This is a genomic window from Stenotrophomonas sp. 96582_Sma, from assembly GCF_056480905.1.
In genome coordinates, this window is record NZ_CM151122.1 from 232,395 (window position 1) to 248,447 (window position 16,053).

At 67.5% G+C, this 16,053-nt stretch carries 16 protein-coding genes and 1 pseudogene; 12 read left to right on the forward strand and 5 right to left on the reverse strand.

Features of this window, described 5'->3' with window-relative positions; all coding sequences use genetic code 11:
* Nucleotides 1-5 precede the first annotated feature (5 nt).
* Genes ACZK2R_RS01005 through mmsB form a run of 4 tightly spaced genes read left to right on the forward strand, consistent with a single transcriptional unit; the run spans nucleotide 6 to nucleotide 4,025 of the window.
* Nucleotides 6-1,172, forward strand: coding sequence for an acyl-CoA dehydrogenase family protein (locus tag ACZK2R_RS01005; RefSeq protein ID WP_121505114.1), 1,167 nt, complete (start codon nucleotides 6-8; stop codon nucleotides 1,170-1,172).
* The gene (locus ACZK2R_RS01010; RefSeq protein ID WP_180838049.1) at nucleotides 1,169-1,966 is read left to right on the forward strand and encodes an enoyl-CoA hydratase; all 798 of its coding nucleotides are present in this window, start codon (nucleotides 1,169-1,171) and stop codon (nucleotides 1,964-1,966) included. Before ACZK2R_RS01005 ends, ACZK2R_RS01010 begins: the two co-directional genes overlap by 4 nt.
* Nucleotides 1,963-3,138, forward strand: coding sequence for an enoyl-CoA hydratase/isomerase family protein (locus tag ACZK2R_RS01015; protein WP_180838050.1), 1,176 nt, complete (start codon nucleotides 1,963-1,965; stop codon nucleotides 3,136-3,138). The genes ACZK2R_RS01010 and ACZK2R_RS01015 overlap by 4 nt, the downstream gene beginning before the upstream one ends.
* Entirely contained in the window at nucleotides 3,135-4,025 is an 891-nt protein-coding gene (mmsB, locus tag ACZK2R_RS01020; RefSeq protein WP_004136647.1) for a 3-hydroxyisobutyrate dehydrogenase, read from the forward strand. Before ACZK2R_RS01015 ends, mmsB begins: the two co-directional genes overlap by 4 nt.
* A gap of 146 nt (nucleotides 4,026-4,171) precedes the next feature.
* On the opposite strand, the gene ACZK2R_RS01025 is transcribed toward mmsB, so the two are convergent.
* Entirely contained in the window at nucleotides 4,172-4,597 is a 426-nt protein-coding gene (locus tag ACZK2R_RS01025; protein WP_180838051.1) for an organic hydroperoxide resistance protein, read from the reverse strand.
* Between the two features lie 111 nt (nucleotides 4,598-4,708).
* Nucleotides 4,709-5,665, reverse strand: a complete 957-nt coding sequence (locus ACZK2R_RS01030; RefSeq protein ID WP_032128195.1) for a cation diffusion facilitator family transporter — start codon at nucleotides 5,663-5,665, stop codon at nucleotides 4,709-4,711.
* Nucleotides 5,666-5,907: 242 nt separating this feature from the next.
* On the opposite strand from ACZK2R_RS01030, the gene ACZK2R_RS01035 reads away from it, so the two are divergent.
* The 6 genes from ACZK2R_RS01035 to ACZK2R_RS01060 all read left to right on the forward strand — a co-directional run bounded on the left by ACZK2R_RS01035 (nucleotide 5,908) and on the right by ACZK2R_RS01060 (nucleotide 12,198).
* Nucleotides 5,908-7,371, forward strand: a complete 1,464-nt coding sequence (locus tag ACZK2R_RS01035; RefSeq protein ID WP_180838052.1) for a SulP family inorganic anion transporter — start codon at nucleotides 5,908-5,910, stop codon at nucleotides 7,369-7,371.
* Between the two features lie 144 nt (nucleotides 7,372-7,515).
* Nucleotides 7,516-8,166: a DUF6338 family protein gene (locus tag ACZK2R_RS01040; protein ID WP_049399849.1), complete on the forward strand. Its 651-nt coding sequence runs from the start codon at nucleotides 7,516-7,518 to the stop codon at nucleotides 8,164-8,166.
* 206 nt (nucleotides 8,167-8,372) lie between these two features.
* Entirely contained in the window at nucleotides 8,373-9,404 is a 1,032-nt protein-coding gene (gene dusA / locus ACZK2R_RS01045; protein ID WP_478487713.1) for a tRNA dihydrouridine(20/20a) synthase DusA, read from the forward strand.
* Between the two features lie 212 nt (nucleotides 9,405-9,616).
* Nucleotides 9,617-9,991, forward strand: coding sequence for a hypothetical protein (locus tag ACZK2R_RS01050; protein WP_180838053.1), 375 nt, complete (start codon nucleotides 9,617-9,619; stop codon nucleotides 9,989-9,991).
* A gap of 73 nt (nucleotides 9,992-10,064) precedes the next feature.
* Nucleotides 10,065-10,748: a response regulator transcription factor gene (locus ACZK2R_RS01055; RefSeq protein WP_004136763.1), complete on the forward strand. Its 684-nt coding sequence runs from the start codon at nucleotides 10,065-10,067 to the stop codon at nucleotides 10,746-10,748.
* 25 nt (nucleotides 10,749-10,773) lie between these two features.
* The gene (locus tag ACZK2R_RS01060; RefSeq protein WP_032128221.1) at nucleotides 10,774-12,198 is read left to right on the forward strand and encodes an ATP-binding protein; all 1,425 of its coding nucleotides are present in this window, start codon (nucleotides 10,774-10,776) and stop codon (nucleotides 12,196-12,198) included.
* A 639-nt stretch (nucleotides 12,199-12,837) separates the two neighbouring features.
* Here ACZK2R_RS01060 and ACZK2R_RS01065 read toward each other — a convergent pair.
* The 3 genes and pseudogenes from ACZK2R_RS01065 to ACZK2R_RS01075 form a co-directional block, all read right to left on the reverse strand.
* Nucleotides 12,838-12,918, reverse strand: a pseudogene (locus tag ACZK2R_RS01065) (M90 family metallopeptidase); the annotation flags it as partial.
* A gap of 257 nt (nucleotides 12,919-13,175) precedes the next feature.
* Complete coding sequence (locus tag ACZK2R_RS01070; RefSeq protein ID WP_180838054.1) at nucleotides 13,176-13,967, reverse strand: M90 family metallopeptidase; 792 nt, start codon at nucleotides 13,965-13,967, stop codon at nucleotides 13,176-13,178.
* Complete coding sequence (locus ACZK2R_RS01075) at nucleotides 13,934-14,212, reverse strand: hypothetical protein (RefSeq protein ID WP_032128189.1); 279 nt, start codon at nucleotides 14,210-14,212, stop codon at nucleotides 13,934-13,936. Before ACZK2R_RS01075 ends, ACZK2R_RS01070 begins: the two co-directional genes overlap by 34 nt.
* Before the next feature lie 144 nt (nucleotides 14,213-14,356).
* Between ACZK2R_RS01075 and birA the strand changes: the two genes are divergently transcribed.
* Nucleotides 14,357-15,325, forward strand: a complete 969-nt coding sequence (gene birA, locus ACZK2R_RS01080) for a bifunctional biotin--[acetyl-CoA-carboxylase] ligase/biotin operon repressor BirA (RefSeq protein WP_180838055.1) — start codon at nucleotides 14,357-14,359, stop codon at nucleotides 15,323-15,325.
* Nucleotides 15,322-16,053 carry a type III pantothenate kinase gene (locus ACZK2R_RS01085; protein WP_180838056.1) on the forward strand — a complete coding sequence of 244 codons (732 nt, stop codon included), beginning with the start codon at nucleotides 15,322-15,324 and terminating at the stop codon, nucleotides 16,051-16,053. Before birA ends, ACZK2R_RS01085 begins: the two co-directional genes overlap by 4 nt.

The window sequence follows — 16,053 nt, forward strand, 5'->3', positions numbered from 1 at the left end:
CAGCCATGAGCCACTCGATGACGACGGAACTGGAAGAAGCGCAGCAGGCGTACCGCGAGGCGGCGCGCGACTTCGCACAGGCCGAACTGGCGCCGCACGCCGCGCGATGGGATGCGGAGGGCATCTTTCCGCGCGAGGCGATCGCCAAGGCCGGTGAACTGGGCTTCTGCGGTCTGTACATGGACCCGGAAGTGGGCGGCAGCGGCCTGAGCCGACTGGACGCCGCCGTCGTCATCGAGGAGCTCGCCAACGTCGATCCGTCGACCGCGGCGTACATCAGCATCCACAACATGGCGTCGTGGATGGTGTCCAAGTGGGGCCAGCCGGCGCTGCGCGATGCGTGGGGAACCGATCTGTCCTCGGGCAGCAAGCTGGCCTCGTACTGCCTGACCGAACCCGGTGCAGGTTCCGATGCGGCCTCGCTGAAGACCACCGCCGTGCGCGATGGCGACTTCTATGTGCTGAACGGCTCCAAGGCCTTCATTTCCGGCGCCGGTGCCACTGAACTGCTGGTGGTGATGGCGCGTACCGGTGGTGCCGGTGCCGGCGGTGTCAGCGCCATTGCGGTGCCGGCGGACCTGCCGGGCATCAGCTTCGGCCGCAAGGAAGAGAAGATGGGCTGGAACAGCCAGCCCACCCGTGGCATCACCTTCGAAAACGTCCGCGTGCCGGTCAGCCACCTTCTGGGAGAGGAAGGCGGCGGCTTCAAGCTGGCGATGAAGGGGCTCGATGGCGGCCGCATCAACATCGCCGCCTGCTCGCTGGGCGCCGCGCAGGGTGCGCTGGACGCTGCACGCCGCTACATGGGCGAGCGCCGCCAGTTCGGCAAGGCACTGGCCGAGTTCCAGGCCCTGCAGTTCAAGCTGGCCGACATGGTCACCCAGCTGGTGGCCGCCCGGCAGATGGTGCACACCGCTGCGCGCAAGCTCGATGCCGGTGCCAGCGACGCCAACGTGTGGTGCGCGATGGCCAAGCGCTTCGCCACCGATGCCGGTTTCAACGTCTGCAACGAAGCACTGCAGATCCATGGTGGCTACGGCTACATCCGCGAATACCCGATCGAGCGCCTGCTGCGTGACTGCCGCGTGCACCAGATCCTGGAAGGCACCAACGAGATCATGCGGGTGATCGTTGCCCGTCACCTGCTCAACACCGAAGAGGAACTGCGATGAAGGATTGGCGTACCCAGGAGCACGTAGGCCTGAAGGTCGAGGTGGATGGCCACACCGCCATGGTCACCCTGAACAACCCGCCGGCGCATACCTGGACCGTGCACAGCCTGTCGGCGCTGCGCGACCTGGTGGGCGCGCTCAACGCAGACCGCGACATCTACGCGCTGGTGATCACCGGTGACGGCGAGAAATTCTTCTCCGCCGGTGCCGACCTCAACCAGTTCGCCTCCGGCGACAAGGCCGCTGCGCGTGAAGCCGCGCGCCGCTTCGGTGAAGCCTTCGAGGCGCTGTCCGGTTTCCGTGGTGTGTCGATTGCCGCGATCAACGGCTACGCCATGGGCGGTGGCCTGGAATGCGCGCTGGCCTGCGACCTGCGCATCATTGAAGACCATGCCCAGGTTGCGCTGCCGGAGGCCACCGTCGGCCTGCTGCCGTGCGCCGGTGGCACCCAGAACCTGCCGCGCCTGGTCGGCGAGGGCTGGGCCAAGCGCATGATCCTGCTGGGCGAGCGCATCAACGCCGACACCGCACTGCGCATCGGCCTGGCCGAAGAAAAGGTCGGCAAGGGCGAAGCCAAGGCGCTGGCGCTGGAATGGGCGAAGAAGGCCGGCAAGCAGAGCCCGACCAGCATCGCCGCCTGCAAGACCCTGGTGCAGGCCACCCGCACCGGCACCCACGCTTCGGCGCTGGTGGCCGAACGCGAAGCCTTCGTCGATCTGTTCGACACCGCCGACCAGGTCGAGGGCGTGACCGCCTTCCTGGAAAAGCGCGCCGCGCAGTGGAAGAACGCATGAGCACCGACACCGCTGCCGACGACGCACCGGTGCTGTTCGAAGAGCGCGCCGCCAGCAACGGCACGCGCATCGGCATCGCCACGCTCAATGCGCCGCGTACGCTCAACGGTTTCTCGCTGCCGATGGCGCACCTGCTGCTGAAACAGCTGAATGCCTGGGCCGACGACGATGGCATCGCCATGGTGGTGCTGCAGGGCGCCGGCGAAAAGGCGTTCTGCGCCGGCGGTGACCTGCACAGCCTGTACAAGAGCATGGTCGCCTTCCGCGAGGCCGGCCGCAGCGACATCCGCGAGAACGACTACGCGGCCGAGTTCTTCGACGTCGAATACCGCGTCGATTACCTCATCCACACCTATGCCAAGCCGATCCTGTGCTGGGGCCATGGCATCGTGATGGGCGGTGGCATCGGCCTGATGTCCGGTGCCAGCCACCGCGTGGTCAGCGAGCGCTCCAAGCTGGCCTTCCCGGAAATCACCGTCGGCCTGTTCCCGGATGTGGGTGGTAGCTGGCTGCTGCCGCGCGTACCGGGCAAGGGCGGCCTGTTCCTGGCGCTGACCGGCGCGCTGCTCAATCCGGGCGACGCCATCTACGCCGGCCTGGCCGACGTGCACGTGGCCGAAGAACGCCGCAGCGCGGTGTTCGATGCGCTGCTGCAGGTCGCGTGGTCCAGCGATGCCGCACACAACCACGAACGGCTCAGCCATCTGCTGCAGTCGCATGCCAGTGACGCCGCCACCGGCCCGTTGCTGGCCAATGCGGCGCGGGTCGATGCGCTGTGCGAAGGCGATGACCTTGAAGCGATCGTTGCGCGCATTGCCGGCCTGCAGACCGACGATGCCTGGCTGCAGGCGGCGCAGAAGACCCTCGCCGCCGGTGCACCCGGTTCGGCACGGCTGTCGTACGAACTGCAGCGCCGCAGTGCCGGCCAGGGCCTGGCCGCGATCTATCGCCTGGAGTACATCGTCGCCCTGCATTGCGCCGCCCACGGTGATTTCGCTGAAGGCATCCGCGCGCTGCTGATCGACAAGGACCGCAATCCGCAGTGGAACCCGGCCACTCTGGCCGAGGCCACCGGCGCGTGGGCCGACACCTTCTTCGCTTCCCCCTGGGCCGATGCCGCGCATCCGCTGGCCGACCTGGGCACTCCCCTTGTTGAAAGGAGCCTTGCATGAGCCGCATTGCATTCATCGGGTTGGGCAACATGGGTGGCCCGATGGCCGCCAATCTGGTCAAGAACGGCCACACCGTGCGCGTGTTCGATCTGGTCCCGGCCGCGGTGCAGGCCGCCGTCGATGCCGGCGCCAGCGCGGCCGCATCGGCGCGCGAAACCCTGGCCGATGCCGAGGTGGTGATCTCGATGCTGCCGGCCAGCCGCCACGTCGAAGGCGTGTACCTGGGCGATGACGGCATTCTTGCCGCGATTCCGGCCGGCGCACTGGTCATCGACTGCAGCACGATCGCACCGGCCAGCGCCCGCAAGGTCTCTGAAGCCGCTGCCGCACGTGGCCTGCAGATGATCGACGCACCGGTGTCCGGCGGTACCGCCGGTGCCCAGGCCGGCACCCTGACCTTCATCGTCGGTGGCGAGGAGGATGCGCTGGAGCGCGCCCGCCCGGTGCTGCAGGCGATGGGCAAGAACATCTTCCATGTCGGCGCCAGCGGTGCCGGCCAAGTGGCCAAGCTGTGCAACAACATGGCGCTGGGCGTGATCATGGCGGTCACCGGCGAAGCCATCGCCCTCGGCGTGGCGCACGGGCTGGACCCGAAGGTGCTGTCGCAGATGATGGCGGTCAGCACCGGCCGCAGCTGGGCCACCGAAGTGTGCAACCCGTGGCCGGGCGTGCTGGAAAACGCCCCGGCCTCGCGCGGCTACAGCGGCGGCTTCGGCAGTGATCTGATGCTGAAGGACATGGGCCTGGCGGTGGAAGCGGCGATGAGTGTCGGCGCCTCGATCCCGCTGGGCGAAGTGGCCCGCAACCTGTACTCGATGAACCACCAGGCTGGCCGCGGCAAGCTGGATTTCTCCAGCGTCGTGCAGCTCATTACGAGCGAGAAGTGACCTGGTAGTGCCGGCCGCTGGCCGGCAACCTCATGCCCCGTGCGGGACAACGAAGGTGGGATGGGCGGATGTTCGGTTTCGACCGGCATCCGCCCATTTTTTTGCTCTGGCGCGGGTAGTGCCGGCCGCTGGCCGGCATCACCCCATCAGGCAACGACCAGCGTCACGTCGATGTTGCCGCGGGTGGCGTTGGAGTACGGGCACACGATGTGCGCCTTCTGCACCAGATCTTCCACCTGCTCGCGCGGCACGCCCGGCACGTTGATGGTCAGCTCGGCTTCGATGCCGAAACCGGTCGGGATCTGGCCGATGCCGACCTTGCCGGTCACGGTGGTGTCGGCCGGCAGCGCGACCTTGGCCTGGCCGGCCACGAACTTCAGCGCGCCCAGGAAGCAAGCCGAGTAGCCGGCCGCGAACAGCTGTTCCGGGTTGGTGCCCGGGCCGCCGGCGCCGCCCAGCTCGCGCGGGGTCGACAGCTGGATATCCAGCACGTTGTCGGAGGAGACGGAACGGCCTTCACGGCCGCCGGTGGAGGTGGCCTGGGCGGTGTACAGAACCTTTTCGATGGACATCGGGATGCTCCTGGTCGGTGGGTGGGTGTTGCGTTGGAGCCTACTTTGCCCGGTTTCTGCGTACGTTGGGTTGCAATGCGTACGAAAAACTTGATCGATCGTCCTGCTGGCCTAGATCGTCCACTCGCGGTCGGTGGTGAACATGATGGTCAGCCAGCGGTCCGGCGAGGCCTCGCCCAGTGCATCGCCGATCTCGTCGCGCAGCTGGTCCCATTCCACCAGGGGCCGCGGCGGGTCGTTTTCCGGTACCACAAAGAACAGCTCGATCTGCTCGCCACGCCCCACCTGGGCCACGTAGCTGCGGTGCTCGACGAAGCCGTGCTTGGCCACGATCCCGCGTGCCACTGCATCCACATGGGCCTGCAGTTCCGGCGGGGTGACCAGCAGGATGCCGGCCAGCGCCCGGCGCACCGTGCCGAGCGGGGCGATCATCACCAGCACGCAGACGAAGGCGAGGATGGCCGGGTCGATGTACGGCCCGACCCACGCCAGCGACGTGCCCTGCACCAGTACGCCGCCGAGGAAGGCCAGCAGGTAGCAGGCCGACATGCTGGCCGCGATCACCCAGTTCTTCGCGTCCAATGCGATGAACTCCGAGCCGATGCGGCGGTTGGCGCGCAGGATGAACCAGGCCAGCGCGCCTTCGCCCACGATCGACAGCCCGGCGAAGGCAATGGCCGGGCCGAGGGCGATGTGGCGGCCCCCGGACATCAACGCGTCCACCGCATTGACCAGCGCATACAGCGCCGCACCGATCATCAGTGTGCCGCTCACCCCCAGCACGATCGGCTCCAGGTGCCAGAAGCCCATGGTGAAGCGCTGGTTGAGCCGCGACTGCAGGGCGTCAGTCTGCGTGGACAGCGCGATCAACCGCGCCACCAGCAGTGACAGCCAGGTCATCACCACGTCGATCAGGCCGTAGATGCCGTCGAAGATGATCAGCGAGGAATTGGCCAGCAGGCCGAACACCACCGCCGCCGCGGCCAGCAGCAGCGAGGCGGCGATCGACAGGCGCAGCACGCCCTGTTCGGTGGCGGGGTCGAAGAACTGCGGGCGGTTGGCGGCCATGGTTCAATTGTAGAGCGGAGCCAGGCTCCGCTGCCTTTCGCTGCCTTCGCCGGCCAACCGCGCTACCCCCGTGGGGCCGCTTCCCGTAGACTGCGTCCCTCCCACGTACCGACGCCCGCCTGCAGTGATCACGCCACCCTGACCCTTGCCGCACATCGGTAGCCGGCCCGCCCGGCTCAGGAACCCGTGTCTTTCCACTGCAGCGCCATGCGGCCACGCCCGCCTGCGCGCGGAGCTTTCCCATGCAAACGTCCTACCCCCTGCGCCAGCAATGGCTCGGCAACATCCGTGGCGACCTGCTGTCCGGCATCGTCGTCGCCCTGGCCCTGATTCCCGAGGCCATCGCGTTCTCGCTCATCGCCGGCGTCGACCCAAAGGTCGGCCTGTATGCCGCGTTCTCGATTGCCGTCATCACCGCCATCGCTGGCGGCCGCCCCGGCATGATCTCCGCCGCCACCGGTGCGATGGCGTTGGTGATGGTCGACCTGGTCAAGGACCACGGCCTGCAGTACCTGTTCGCTGCCAGCATCCTGGCGGGGTTGCTGCAGGTGCTGGCCGGCGTGTTCAAGCTCGGCGCGTTGATGCGTTTCGTCTCGCGCTCGGTCATCACCGGCTTCGTCAACGCGCTGGCGATCCTGATCTTCCTGGCGCAGATGCCCGAGCTGATCGGTCGCGGTCCTACGGTCTATGTGCTGTGCGCCGCCGCGCTGGCGATCATCTACCTGCTGCCACGCATTACCCGCGCCGTGCCATCACCGCTGGTGGCCATTGTGGTGCTGACCGCCGTGGTGATCGGCTTCGGCGTGGACGTACGCAGCGTCGGTGACATGGGCCAGTTGCCTGACAGCCTGCCGCATTTCCTCATTCCCGATGTGCCGCTCACCTGGGAAACGCTGCGCATCCTGCTGCCGGTGTCGGCCACGCTGGCCGTGGTCGGCCTGCTCGAATCGATGATGACCCTGCAGATCGTCGAGGACATCACCGAGACGCCCAGCGAGCGCAACCGCGAATGTGTCGGCCAGGGCGTGGCGAACACGGTCACCGGCTTCCTCGGTGGCATGGCCGGTTGCGCGATGATCGGCCAGTCGGTGATCAACGTGACCTCCGGTGGCCGCGGCCGCCTGTCCTGCCTGGTGGCCGGCGTGTTCCTGCTGGTGCTGGTGGTGTACGGCAGCGATCTGGTGCGGCAGATCCCGATGGCGGCGCTGGTGGCGGTGATGATCATGGTCAGCATCGGCACCTTCAGCTGGCGCTCGCTGCGCGACCTGCGCACGCATCCGCGTAGTTCCTCCGCGGTGATGCTGCTGACCGTGGTGGTCACCGTGGCCACCCATGATCTGGCCAAGGGCGTGCTCAGCGGTGTGCTGCTGTCGGCCCTGTTCTTCGCACGCAAGGTCGGCCGCATGCTGGACGTGCAGCGCGACGATGCCGGTGACACCCAGGTCTACCGCGTGCGTGGGCAGGTGTTCTTTGCCTCGGCAGGGCAGCTGGGTGCGGCGTTCGATTACCAGCACGTGGCGCCGAAGGTACAGATTGATCTGCGCGATGCGCACCTGTGGGACCTGACTGCCGTGGCCGCGCTGGAGCGGGCGCAGGAAAAGCTGGCCGCGCATGGGGCGGAGGTGACGGTGGTGGGGCTCAATGCGGCCAGCCAGACCCTCATTGAACAGGTGGGTGGCAAAGGCGCTGCTGGCAGCGCGCATTGACGCTATCGGCTCTCGTGGAGCAACTGCAACGCCATGGCCGCTGTTGCGGTTGCTGCATCTTCAGCCTGTGAACCCCACCCAAGGTGGAAGAATCGCCGCGATCGTGCTCCGTTGTGATCCTCACGACGGAGTACTTCTGCCGGAATGGATTCGCTCTTCAACAACGCCACCACGCTGCTGACCTTTCTGCTGCCGGGTTTCCTGTCTGCATGGGTGTTCTATGGGCTGACATCCCATCCCAAGCCGCCGCAGTTCGAACGGACCGTGGAAGCGTTGGTGTTCACCTTCGCGGTCCAGGTGCTGGTGAAGTTCACCGAACTGATGCTCCTGCTGGCGGGTCGCTGCTTTGTGCTGGGGACCTGGACCGAGACCAGCAGCCTGCTATGGGGTTTTGTCCTCGCCGCACTGCTGGGGGCAGGATTGGCCCTCGCTGCGAACAAGGATTCCCTCCACAGGGTTCTCCGTCGTGCAGGCTTCACCACGAGGACATCCCACCCGAGCGAGTGGTACTGCGTGCTGGGTACGCGTCCTGCCTTCGTGGTGCTGCAATTGAAGGATGGCCGTCGATTGACCGGCTACCCCAAGGAGTGGCCGATCAGCCCCGCTGCGGGACAGTTCTACATGCAGATGCCGGCCTGGCTGGTGGATGCGGATCCACCCGATGAAGGTGCCGATCCAGCAGCGGATCCCGTGGCCAGCCCCGCCGTGGTCGAGCTTCCGCAGCTCGATGGCATACTGATTCACGCAGTGGATGTGCAGTGGGTCGAGATTCTCCAGGAGACAGACGATGGCTAAGTTGAGGAAGGGTTCCAACCCACCACTGGACCAGTTGGTCGTATCCATGGAGAACGCGAACCCCAAGCTCCCCGAGGGCAGGAAGCGTCCGCCGCCACCGCCCAGCCCGCCCCGGCCGCCAGCCGGAGCCGGGCCCAACCGGCGCTCGCCGCGCGGCTGACCGGGCGCATTCAGCCGCCCGGTGTAAACTATTGATCTCACTGGCAATGCCAGTCTCCACGATCAATGCCCCGATGACGTCCGCCACCGCCCGTTACGCCGATTCCCTGCGCCTGTCCGTTGCCCCGATGATGGACTGGACGGACCGCCATTGCCGCGTGTTCCATCGCGTGCTGGCGCCGGGCGCGCGCCTGTACACGGAAATGGTGCACGCCAACGCGGTCATCCACGGCGATCGCGAGCGCCTGCTCGGCTTCGACCGCAGCGAACAGCCGCTGGCCCTGCAATTGGGTGGCAGTGATCCAGCGCTGCTGGCGCAGGCCGCCCGCATCGCCGCCGAATGGGGTTATGACGAGGTCAACCTCAACTGCGGCTGCCCGTCTGATCGCGTGCAGGCCGGGCGTTTTGGCGCGTGCCTGATGCGCGAGCCGGCGCTGGTGGCCAAGTGCGTCGCGGCGATGGTCGACGCGGTTGATATCCCGGTGACGGTGAAGTGCCGCCTGGGCGTGGACGAGGACAACGACTACGACGTGTTTGCCAGCTTCGTCGACTGCCAGGTTGCCGCCGGTGCGGCGATGGTGGTGGTGCACGCGCGCAACGCGTGGCTGAAGGGCCTGTCGCCGAAGGAGAACCGCGAGGTTCCGCCGCTGAAGTACGACTGGGCCTACCGCCTGAAGCAGGAGCGCCCGGCACTGCCGGTGGTGATCAACGGCGGCCTGGCCAGCCTCGAGGCGGTGCAGGCGCAGGCCGCGCACGTCGACGGCGTGATGCTGGGCCGCGCGGCCTACCACGACCCCTACCTGCTGCATCAGCTTGAGGTGCTGCATACCGGCGCCCCGCTGCAGGCCCGTGGCGACCTGCTGCGCGCGATGCGCCCCTACATCGAGGCGCAGCTGGGCGAAGGCCTGGCGCTGAAGCACATCACCCGCCACCTGCTCGGCCTGTTCCACGGCCAGCCCGGTGGGCGCGCATTCCGCCAGGTGCTGAGCGAGGGCGCACACCGTCCGGGCGCCGGCTGGAGCCTGATCGAACAGGCCCTGGCGGTCACCGACCGCGAAGCTAATCGCGCCGCAGCGTGACCGCAGTCACATTCCTGACTTGACAAGGGACGGCGATTCGTCCCGAATGTTCACTTAGCTGAACGACTCGGGCGCAGGGCCGGAAAAGTTCAGACCGGATTCACTGCTGTAAACCAAGAATTTGCAAAAGATTTGTAAAACGCTGGGTTTCGAACCCGGCGCCGGATTTACGACTTTTGAACGAATCGCCGTGCTCGGCTAGGATCGCATCGATGTCTTCCGCTCCCTTCCATCGCCGCATTGCCCTGGCCACCTGCGCGGTCCTGTCGGCTGTGCCGCTGTCTTCGGCGCTGGCGCAACAGCCGCCGCGTGGCGAGCAGGCGCGGGCGGAGATGATGGAGCGGGGTGAGCGCGGCAACCGTGGCGACGAGCGGTCGCTGTCCGATGCCGTGCGCCGCGTGCAGCGCACCACCGGCGGCCACATCCTCGGCGCCGAGCGCGTGCCGTTCGATGGTCGTGATATCAACCGGGTGAAGTACATGGACGATCGGGGCCGGGTCCGCTACATGGACGACCCCGCGCCGTCGCGTTCACAGCCGCGCACGCCGCGGTCGGATATGTCATCACTACGCGGCGATAACCCCTGAACAGGGATAGTCGTCGCTATCAACCCGTACCCCACAGGCCTCCGGGCCACACCCAGGACACTAGGGAGAGTTCATGCGTATCCTTCTGGTCGAAGACGAAGCCCCGCTGCGTGAGACCCTGGCAGCCCGGCTCAAGCGCGAAGGCTTTGCCGTCGATGCTGCGCAGGACGGCGAGGAAGGCCTCTACATGGGGCGCGAAGTTCCGTTCGATGTCGGCATCATCGACCTCGGCCTGCCCAAGATGTCGGGCATGGAGCTGATCAAGGCCCTGCGTGACGAAGGCAAGAAGTTCCCGGTGCTGATCCTGACCGCGCGTTCGAGCTGGCAGGACAAGGTCGAGGGCCTGAAGCAGGGCGCTGACGATTACCTGGTCAAGCCGTTCCACGTCGAAGAACTGCTGGCCCGCGTCAATGCGCTGCTGCGCCGCGCCGCTGGCTGGAGCAAGCCGACCCTGGAATGCGGCCCGGTTGCGCTGGATCTCGCCGCCCAGACCGTCAGCGTGGCCGGCAGCAATGTCGACCTGACCAGCTACGAGTACAAGGTGCTGGAGTACCTGATGATGCATGCCGGTGAACTGGTCTCGAAGGCCGATCTCACCGAGCACATCTACCAGCAGGACTTCGATCGCGACTCGAACGTGCTGGAAGTGTTCATCGGCCGCCTGCGCAAGAAGCTGGACCCGGATGGCGAACTGAAGCCGATCGAGACCGTGCGCGGTCGCGGCTACCGTTTCGCGATCCCGCGCAACGAGGGCTGAGCCGGCTCACCCTGGCGATACCATGATGTCCGGCCGTCTGTGGTTCTTCCGACGCTGGCGGCCGCGCTCACTGCAGGCGCGCCAGATGCTCGCCGCGTCCGTGGGCCTGGTCGCGTTTCTGGCGCTGGCCGGTTACGCGCTCGACGCCGCCTTCGCCGATACGGCGAAGGCGAACCTGCGTGAGCGCCTGAAGAACTACGCCACCGCCTATGCGGCCGGCATCGACTTCACCCGCGACCGCTCGCTGTACATCCGCGAGCAGCCACCGGATTCGCGCTTCGACGTGCCCGGCAGCGGCCTGTACCTGCAGGTGGTGATGCCGCACGGCAAGGGCAATTCGATGTCTGCCGAAGGCCCGATGCTGCCCACCGTCGGCGGTGGCCTGCTGGCGCCGCGCCAGGAAGTGTTCGAAGGCCCGCTGCCGATGATCCAGATCGACGGCAGCCAGGGCTCGGTGTACCGCTATGGCCTAGGCCTGGTGTGGGACGCCGACGCCGATCCCGCCACCGAATTCCCGTACACCATCTACGTGATGGAAGACTCGCGCGCGCTGGGTGCGCAGCTGCGGGTGTTCCGTGGCCGGGTGTGGTTCTACCTGGGTGGCATCGGCTTGATCCTGCTGCTGCTGCAGACCGTCATCCTGCAGTGGAGCCTGCGGCCCCTGCGTCGCGTGATCACCGAGCTGACCAAGGTGCAGCGTGGCGAGACCGCGCGCATGAGCGAGCGCCACCCGCGCGAGCTGGAACCCCTGACCGACAGCATCAATGCCTTCATTGAAAGCGAGCGCGAGAACCTCGAGCGTCAGCGCAATACCCTGGCCGACCTGGCGCACAGCCTGAAGACGCCCATTGCGGTGCTGCGCACGCAGATGGACAGCGGCGCGGGCGATGGTGCGCTGCGCGAGGAGCTGGACGTGCAGCTGCAGCGCATGAACAACCTGGTCTCCTACCAGCTGGCACGTGCTGCGTCGTCGGGCCACAAGCTGTTCTCCGCGCCGCTGCCGATCGAATCCAACGCCGAGGAAATCGTGCGTGGCCTGGAAAAGGTCTATGCCTCGAAGGGCGTGCTGTGCGAATTCGATATCGACCCGGCCGCGCGCTTCCACGGCGAACCGGGCGACCTGCAGGAACTGCTCGGCAACCTGCTGGAAAACGCCTTCAAGTGGGCCAACCGCCGCGTGCTGCTGACCGCGCAGCCGCTGCCGGCACCGAACGCGCGCCGCGCGGGCCTGCTGCTTGCGGTGGACGACGATGGCCCCGGCATCGCCCCGGACGACATCGGCAAGGTGCTGCAGCGTGGCGTGCGTGGCGACGAGCGCGTGCAGGGCCACGGCATCGGTCTGTCGATCGTGCAGGACCTTATCAAGGATTATCGCGGTGAACTGGCTGTGGGCCGCTCCGAGGAACTGGGCGGCGCCCGTTTCGAAGTGCGCCTGCCGCCGGGGCCGTAATCCGCGCGTTCCCGCCCGCCGGGCATCGCCTGGCGCAACAGCGCGGGTGTTCCGGCAGTGCCGGCCGCTGGCCGGCAACCCCATGATCTTCGGTGGCATTGCCAAGGTGCCGGCCAGCGGCCGGCACTACCGTATTTCGATCGTCGGCGGCTTGCCATAGAACCGCTGCAGCTGCGCGTTCCCGTCCGCCGGGCATCGCCTGGCGCAACAGCGCGTGGTGTTCCGGTAGTGCCGGCCGCTGGCCGGCAACCCCATGAGCTTCGGTGGCATTGCCAGGTTGCCGGCCAGCGGCCGGCACTACCGTGTTTCGATCGCCGGCGGCTCGCCATAGAACCGCCGCAGCTGCGCGTTCCCGTCCGCCGGCCATCGCCTGGCGCAACCGCGCGTAGTGTTCCGGTAGTGCCGGCCGCTGGCCGGCAACCTCATGAACTTCGGTGGCATTGCCAAGGTGCCGGCCAGCGGCCGGCACTGCCGTGTTTCGATCGCCGGCGGCTCGCCATAGAACCGCCGCAGCTGCGCGTTCCCGTCTGCCGGGCATCGCCTGGCGCAACAGCGCGTGGTGTTCCGGTAGTGCCGGCCGCTGGCCGGCAACCTCATGAACTTCGGTGGCATTGCCAGGTTGCCGGCCAGCGGCCGGCACTACCGTATTTCGATCGTCGGCGGCTTGCCATAGAACCGCCGCAGCTGCGCGGCCACCTCCGGCAACGCCTGCTGCAACAGCGCGTAGTGTTCCGGTAGTGCCGGCCGCTGGCCGGCAACCTAATCATCTTCGGTGGCATTGCCAAGGTGCCGGCCAGCGGCCGGCACTACCGTGTTTCGATCGCCGGCGGCTCGCCATAGAACCGCCGCAGCTGCGCGTTCCCGTCCGCCGGCCATCGCCTGGCGCAACAACGCGTGGTGTTCCGGTAGTGCCGGCCGCTGGCCGGCAACCTCATGATCTTCGGTGGCATTGCCAAGGTGCCGGCCAGCGACCGGCACTACCGTGTTTCGATCGTCGGCGGCTTGCCATAGAACCGCCGCAGTTGCGCAGCGACGTCCGGCAACGCCTGCTGCAGCAGATCCGGCGCGGAGAAGTGGTACTCGCTGGTCACCGCGAAGAATTCTTCCGGTGCCTCGGCCGCATACGGATCGATCAGCGTTTCTTCGCCCGCATCGACCTGGGCACAGAAGGCATCGTAAGCCTGCTGGAACGTGGCCGCCCACTCGCGCTGCCATGCGCGCGGCAGCGGCGGCGTGCCGTCCATCGCACCATCCAGTGCATCCAGCTTGTGCACCATCTCGTGCACCGCCACGCAGTAGCCCTCGTGCGGCGCCGCCAGGTCGGCCTGCACATCGGCCCAGGACAGGATCAACGGACCGCTGTCCCACGATTCGCCAATCAGTTCGTCATCCCACTCGTGCAGCACGCCGGCCGCATCCATGTGGCTGCGGTGCACGCGGAACGCATCCGGGTAGACGATCAGCTGCGACCAGCCTTCAAGTCCTACCTCGCCGAATTCCAGCAGCGGCAGGCAGCACAGCGCGGCCAGCAGCACACCATCGCCGGCCTGCAATTGCAGGTCACCAATCGGGGTAATGGTCTTCTCATGCAGGAAGCGCGTGGTCAGCACACGCAGGCGTGCGCGGCGTTCGTCGTCCAGTCCGTGCAGCCAGGCTGCGCGGCGGCAGGCGTCATCCCAAAGTGCATCGTCGATCGGCCGCGGCGCAGGCCGCAGCCACTGCAGCAACGACTTGATCAGCGGAACATTCCCGGCAGGTAGCTGTGCCACTTCGGCGCGCGGATGCGCGGCAGCATGTCGTCGTCGCTGCCACCGCCACCGGTGGTGGTGCTGGCCGCCGGGCGTACCGGTGCCGCCTTGGTGCTGGCGGCCGATGCGCTGGCGGTGGGCGCGCGCTGCGAGGCGGCATCGCCATTGGAGGACACGCAGGCCCCACGGCTGTCGTCCAGCGCTGCCGTCGCAGACGCCGCGAAGGGCATCAGCAGCAGGATCAGGCAATGGGCGTAACGGCGCATTGACGACATCCACGTTAAGGGAGGGTGAGTTCCCGATTCTAGCCCGAACCCGGCGCCCCGTTGGAAGCCCCCGCGAAACCCAACGTGGCGGGCGTCGCTGGCGGCTTTCCCGCATAATTCCTTCCTGACTTCGTGGAAGCTGCCGTGGACGATCGCCAATTGCTGGCCAAACTCGCTGCCGGTCGCCTGTCCGGCGACGCCCTGGCCCGTGAGCTGGGCCAGACCCGGGCGGCCATTTGGAAGCGTATTCAAGGACTTAGGGCCGCCGGTGTGGACATCGAGGGCCGTGCTGGCGAAGGCTATGGCCTGACCCGCCCGGTCGACCTGCTGGACCCGGACGCGATCCGCGCCGGCTTGCCTGCCGACGTCCAGACCCTGCTGCACGACCTGCAGGTGGCCTGGACGGTGGACTCGACCAACGCCGAATTGCTGCGTTGCAGCGCGCCCCAGCGCGGGGTGAGCGTTCTGCTGGCCGAACGCCAGACCGGCGGCCGTGGCCGTCGCGGCCGTGCCTGGGCCTCGCCGCTGGCCGCGCATATCTACCTGTCGGTGCTGCGCCTGTACTCCGGTGGCCTCGGCCGCTTGGCCGGGCTGAGCCTGGTGGCCGGTATCGCCGTGGCCGAAGCGCTGCACGATCTGGGCTACACCCAGGCGCAGCTGAAGTGGCCGAATGACCTGATCGTCGATGGCAAGCGCAAGCTGGTCGGCCTGCTCGCAGAAGGTGGTGGCGAATACGCCGGCCCGGCACGCGCGGTGATCGGCATCGGCATCAACACACACATGCCGCCGTCGTTCGCCGAACAGATCACCCAGCCGTGGGTGGACCTGGACACGCTGGCCGGTAAGCCGGTGGACCGCAACGTGGTCGTTGCTGCCGTGCTGACGCGCCTGCTGCCGGCGCTGGAAGAATTCGATCGCGAAGGTCTGGCGCCATTCCTGCCGCGCTACGCCGCGTTCGACATGCTGGCCGGCCGCGAAGTGCGCGTGGAACTGGACGGGCAGTGGCAGCACGGCACCGCACTTGGCTTGGCTGACGACGGCGCGCTGCGCGTGCGCATCGATGGCCAGGAACGCCTGCTGCACGCCGGCGAAGTCAGCGTGAGGGCGGCATGAGCGATTGGTTGTTCGACCTGGGCAACTCGCGCTTCAAGTTCGCGCCGTTGCAGGGTGACCGCGCCGGCGACGTACAGGCCTGGGCGCACGGCGCCGAAGGCATGGCCGGACAGCCGCCGCACAGCCTGCCCAGCGGCACCACCGCGTTCGTGGCCAGCGTGGCCGCACCGTCGCTGACCAGCGCCATGCTGGACCAGCTGCAGCGCCGCTTCGAACACGTGCATGTGGTGCGCACCAGCGCCGAATGTGCCAGCGTGCGCATTGCCTATGCCAAACCGGAAAAGTTCGGCGTCGACCGCTTCCTGGCCCTGCTGGCCGCAGCCAAGGCGCAGCGCCCGGTGCTGGTGGTCGGCGTGGGCACCGCACTGACGATTGATCTGCTCGACGCCAATGGCCAGCATCACGGCGGGCGCATTTCCGCATCGCCCACCACCATGCGTGAAGCGCTGCACGCGCGTGCCGTGCAGTTGCCGGCCACCGGGGGTGACTACAGCGAGTTCGCCAACGACACCGCCGATGCGCTGGCCTCCGGCTGCGATGGCGCCGCCGTGGCGCTGATCGAACGCAGCGCGCAGCAGGCGCATGCGCTGCTGGGCGTGGCACCGTCGCTGCTGGTGCACGGTGGCGGCGCACCGGCGCTGATGCCGTTGCTGCCCGGCGCCGACTACCACCCCTCGCTGGTGCTGGATGGCCTCGCCCGCTGGGCGGTGCACCAGCCCGCAGGCTAG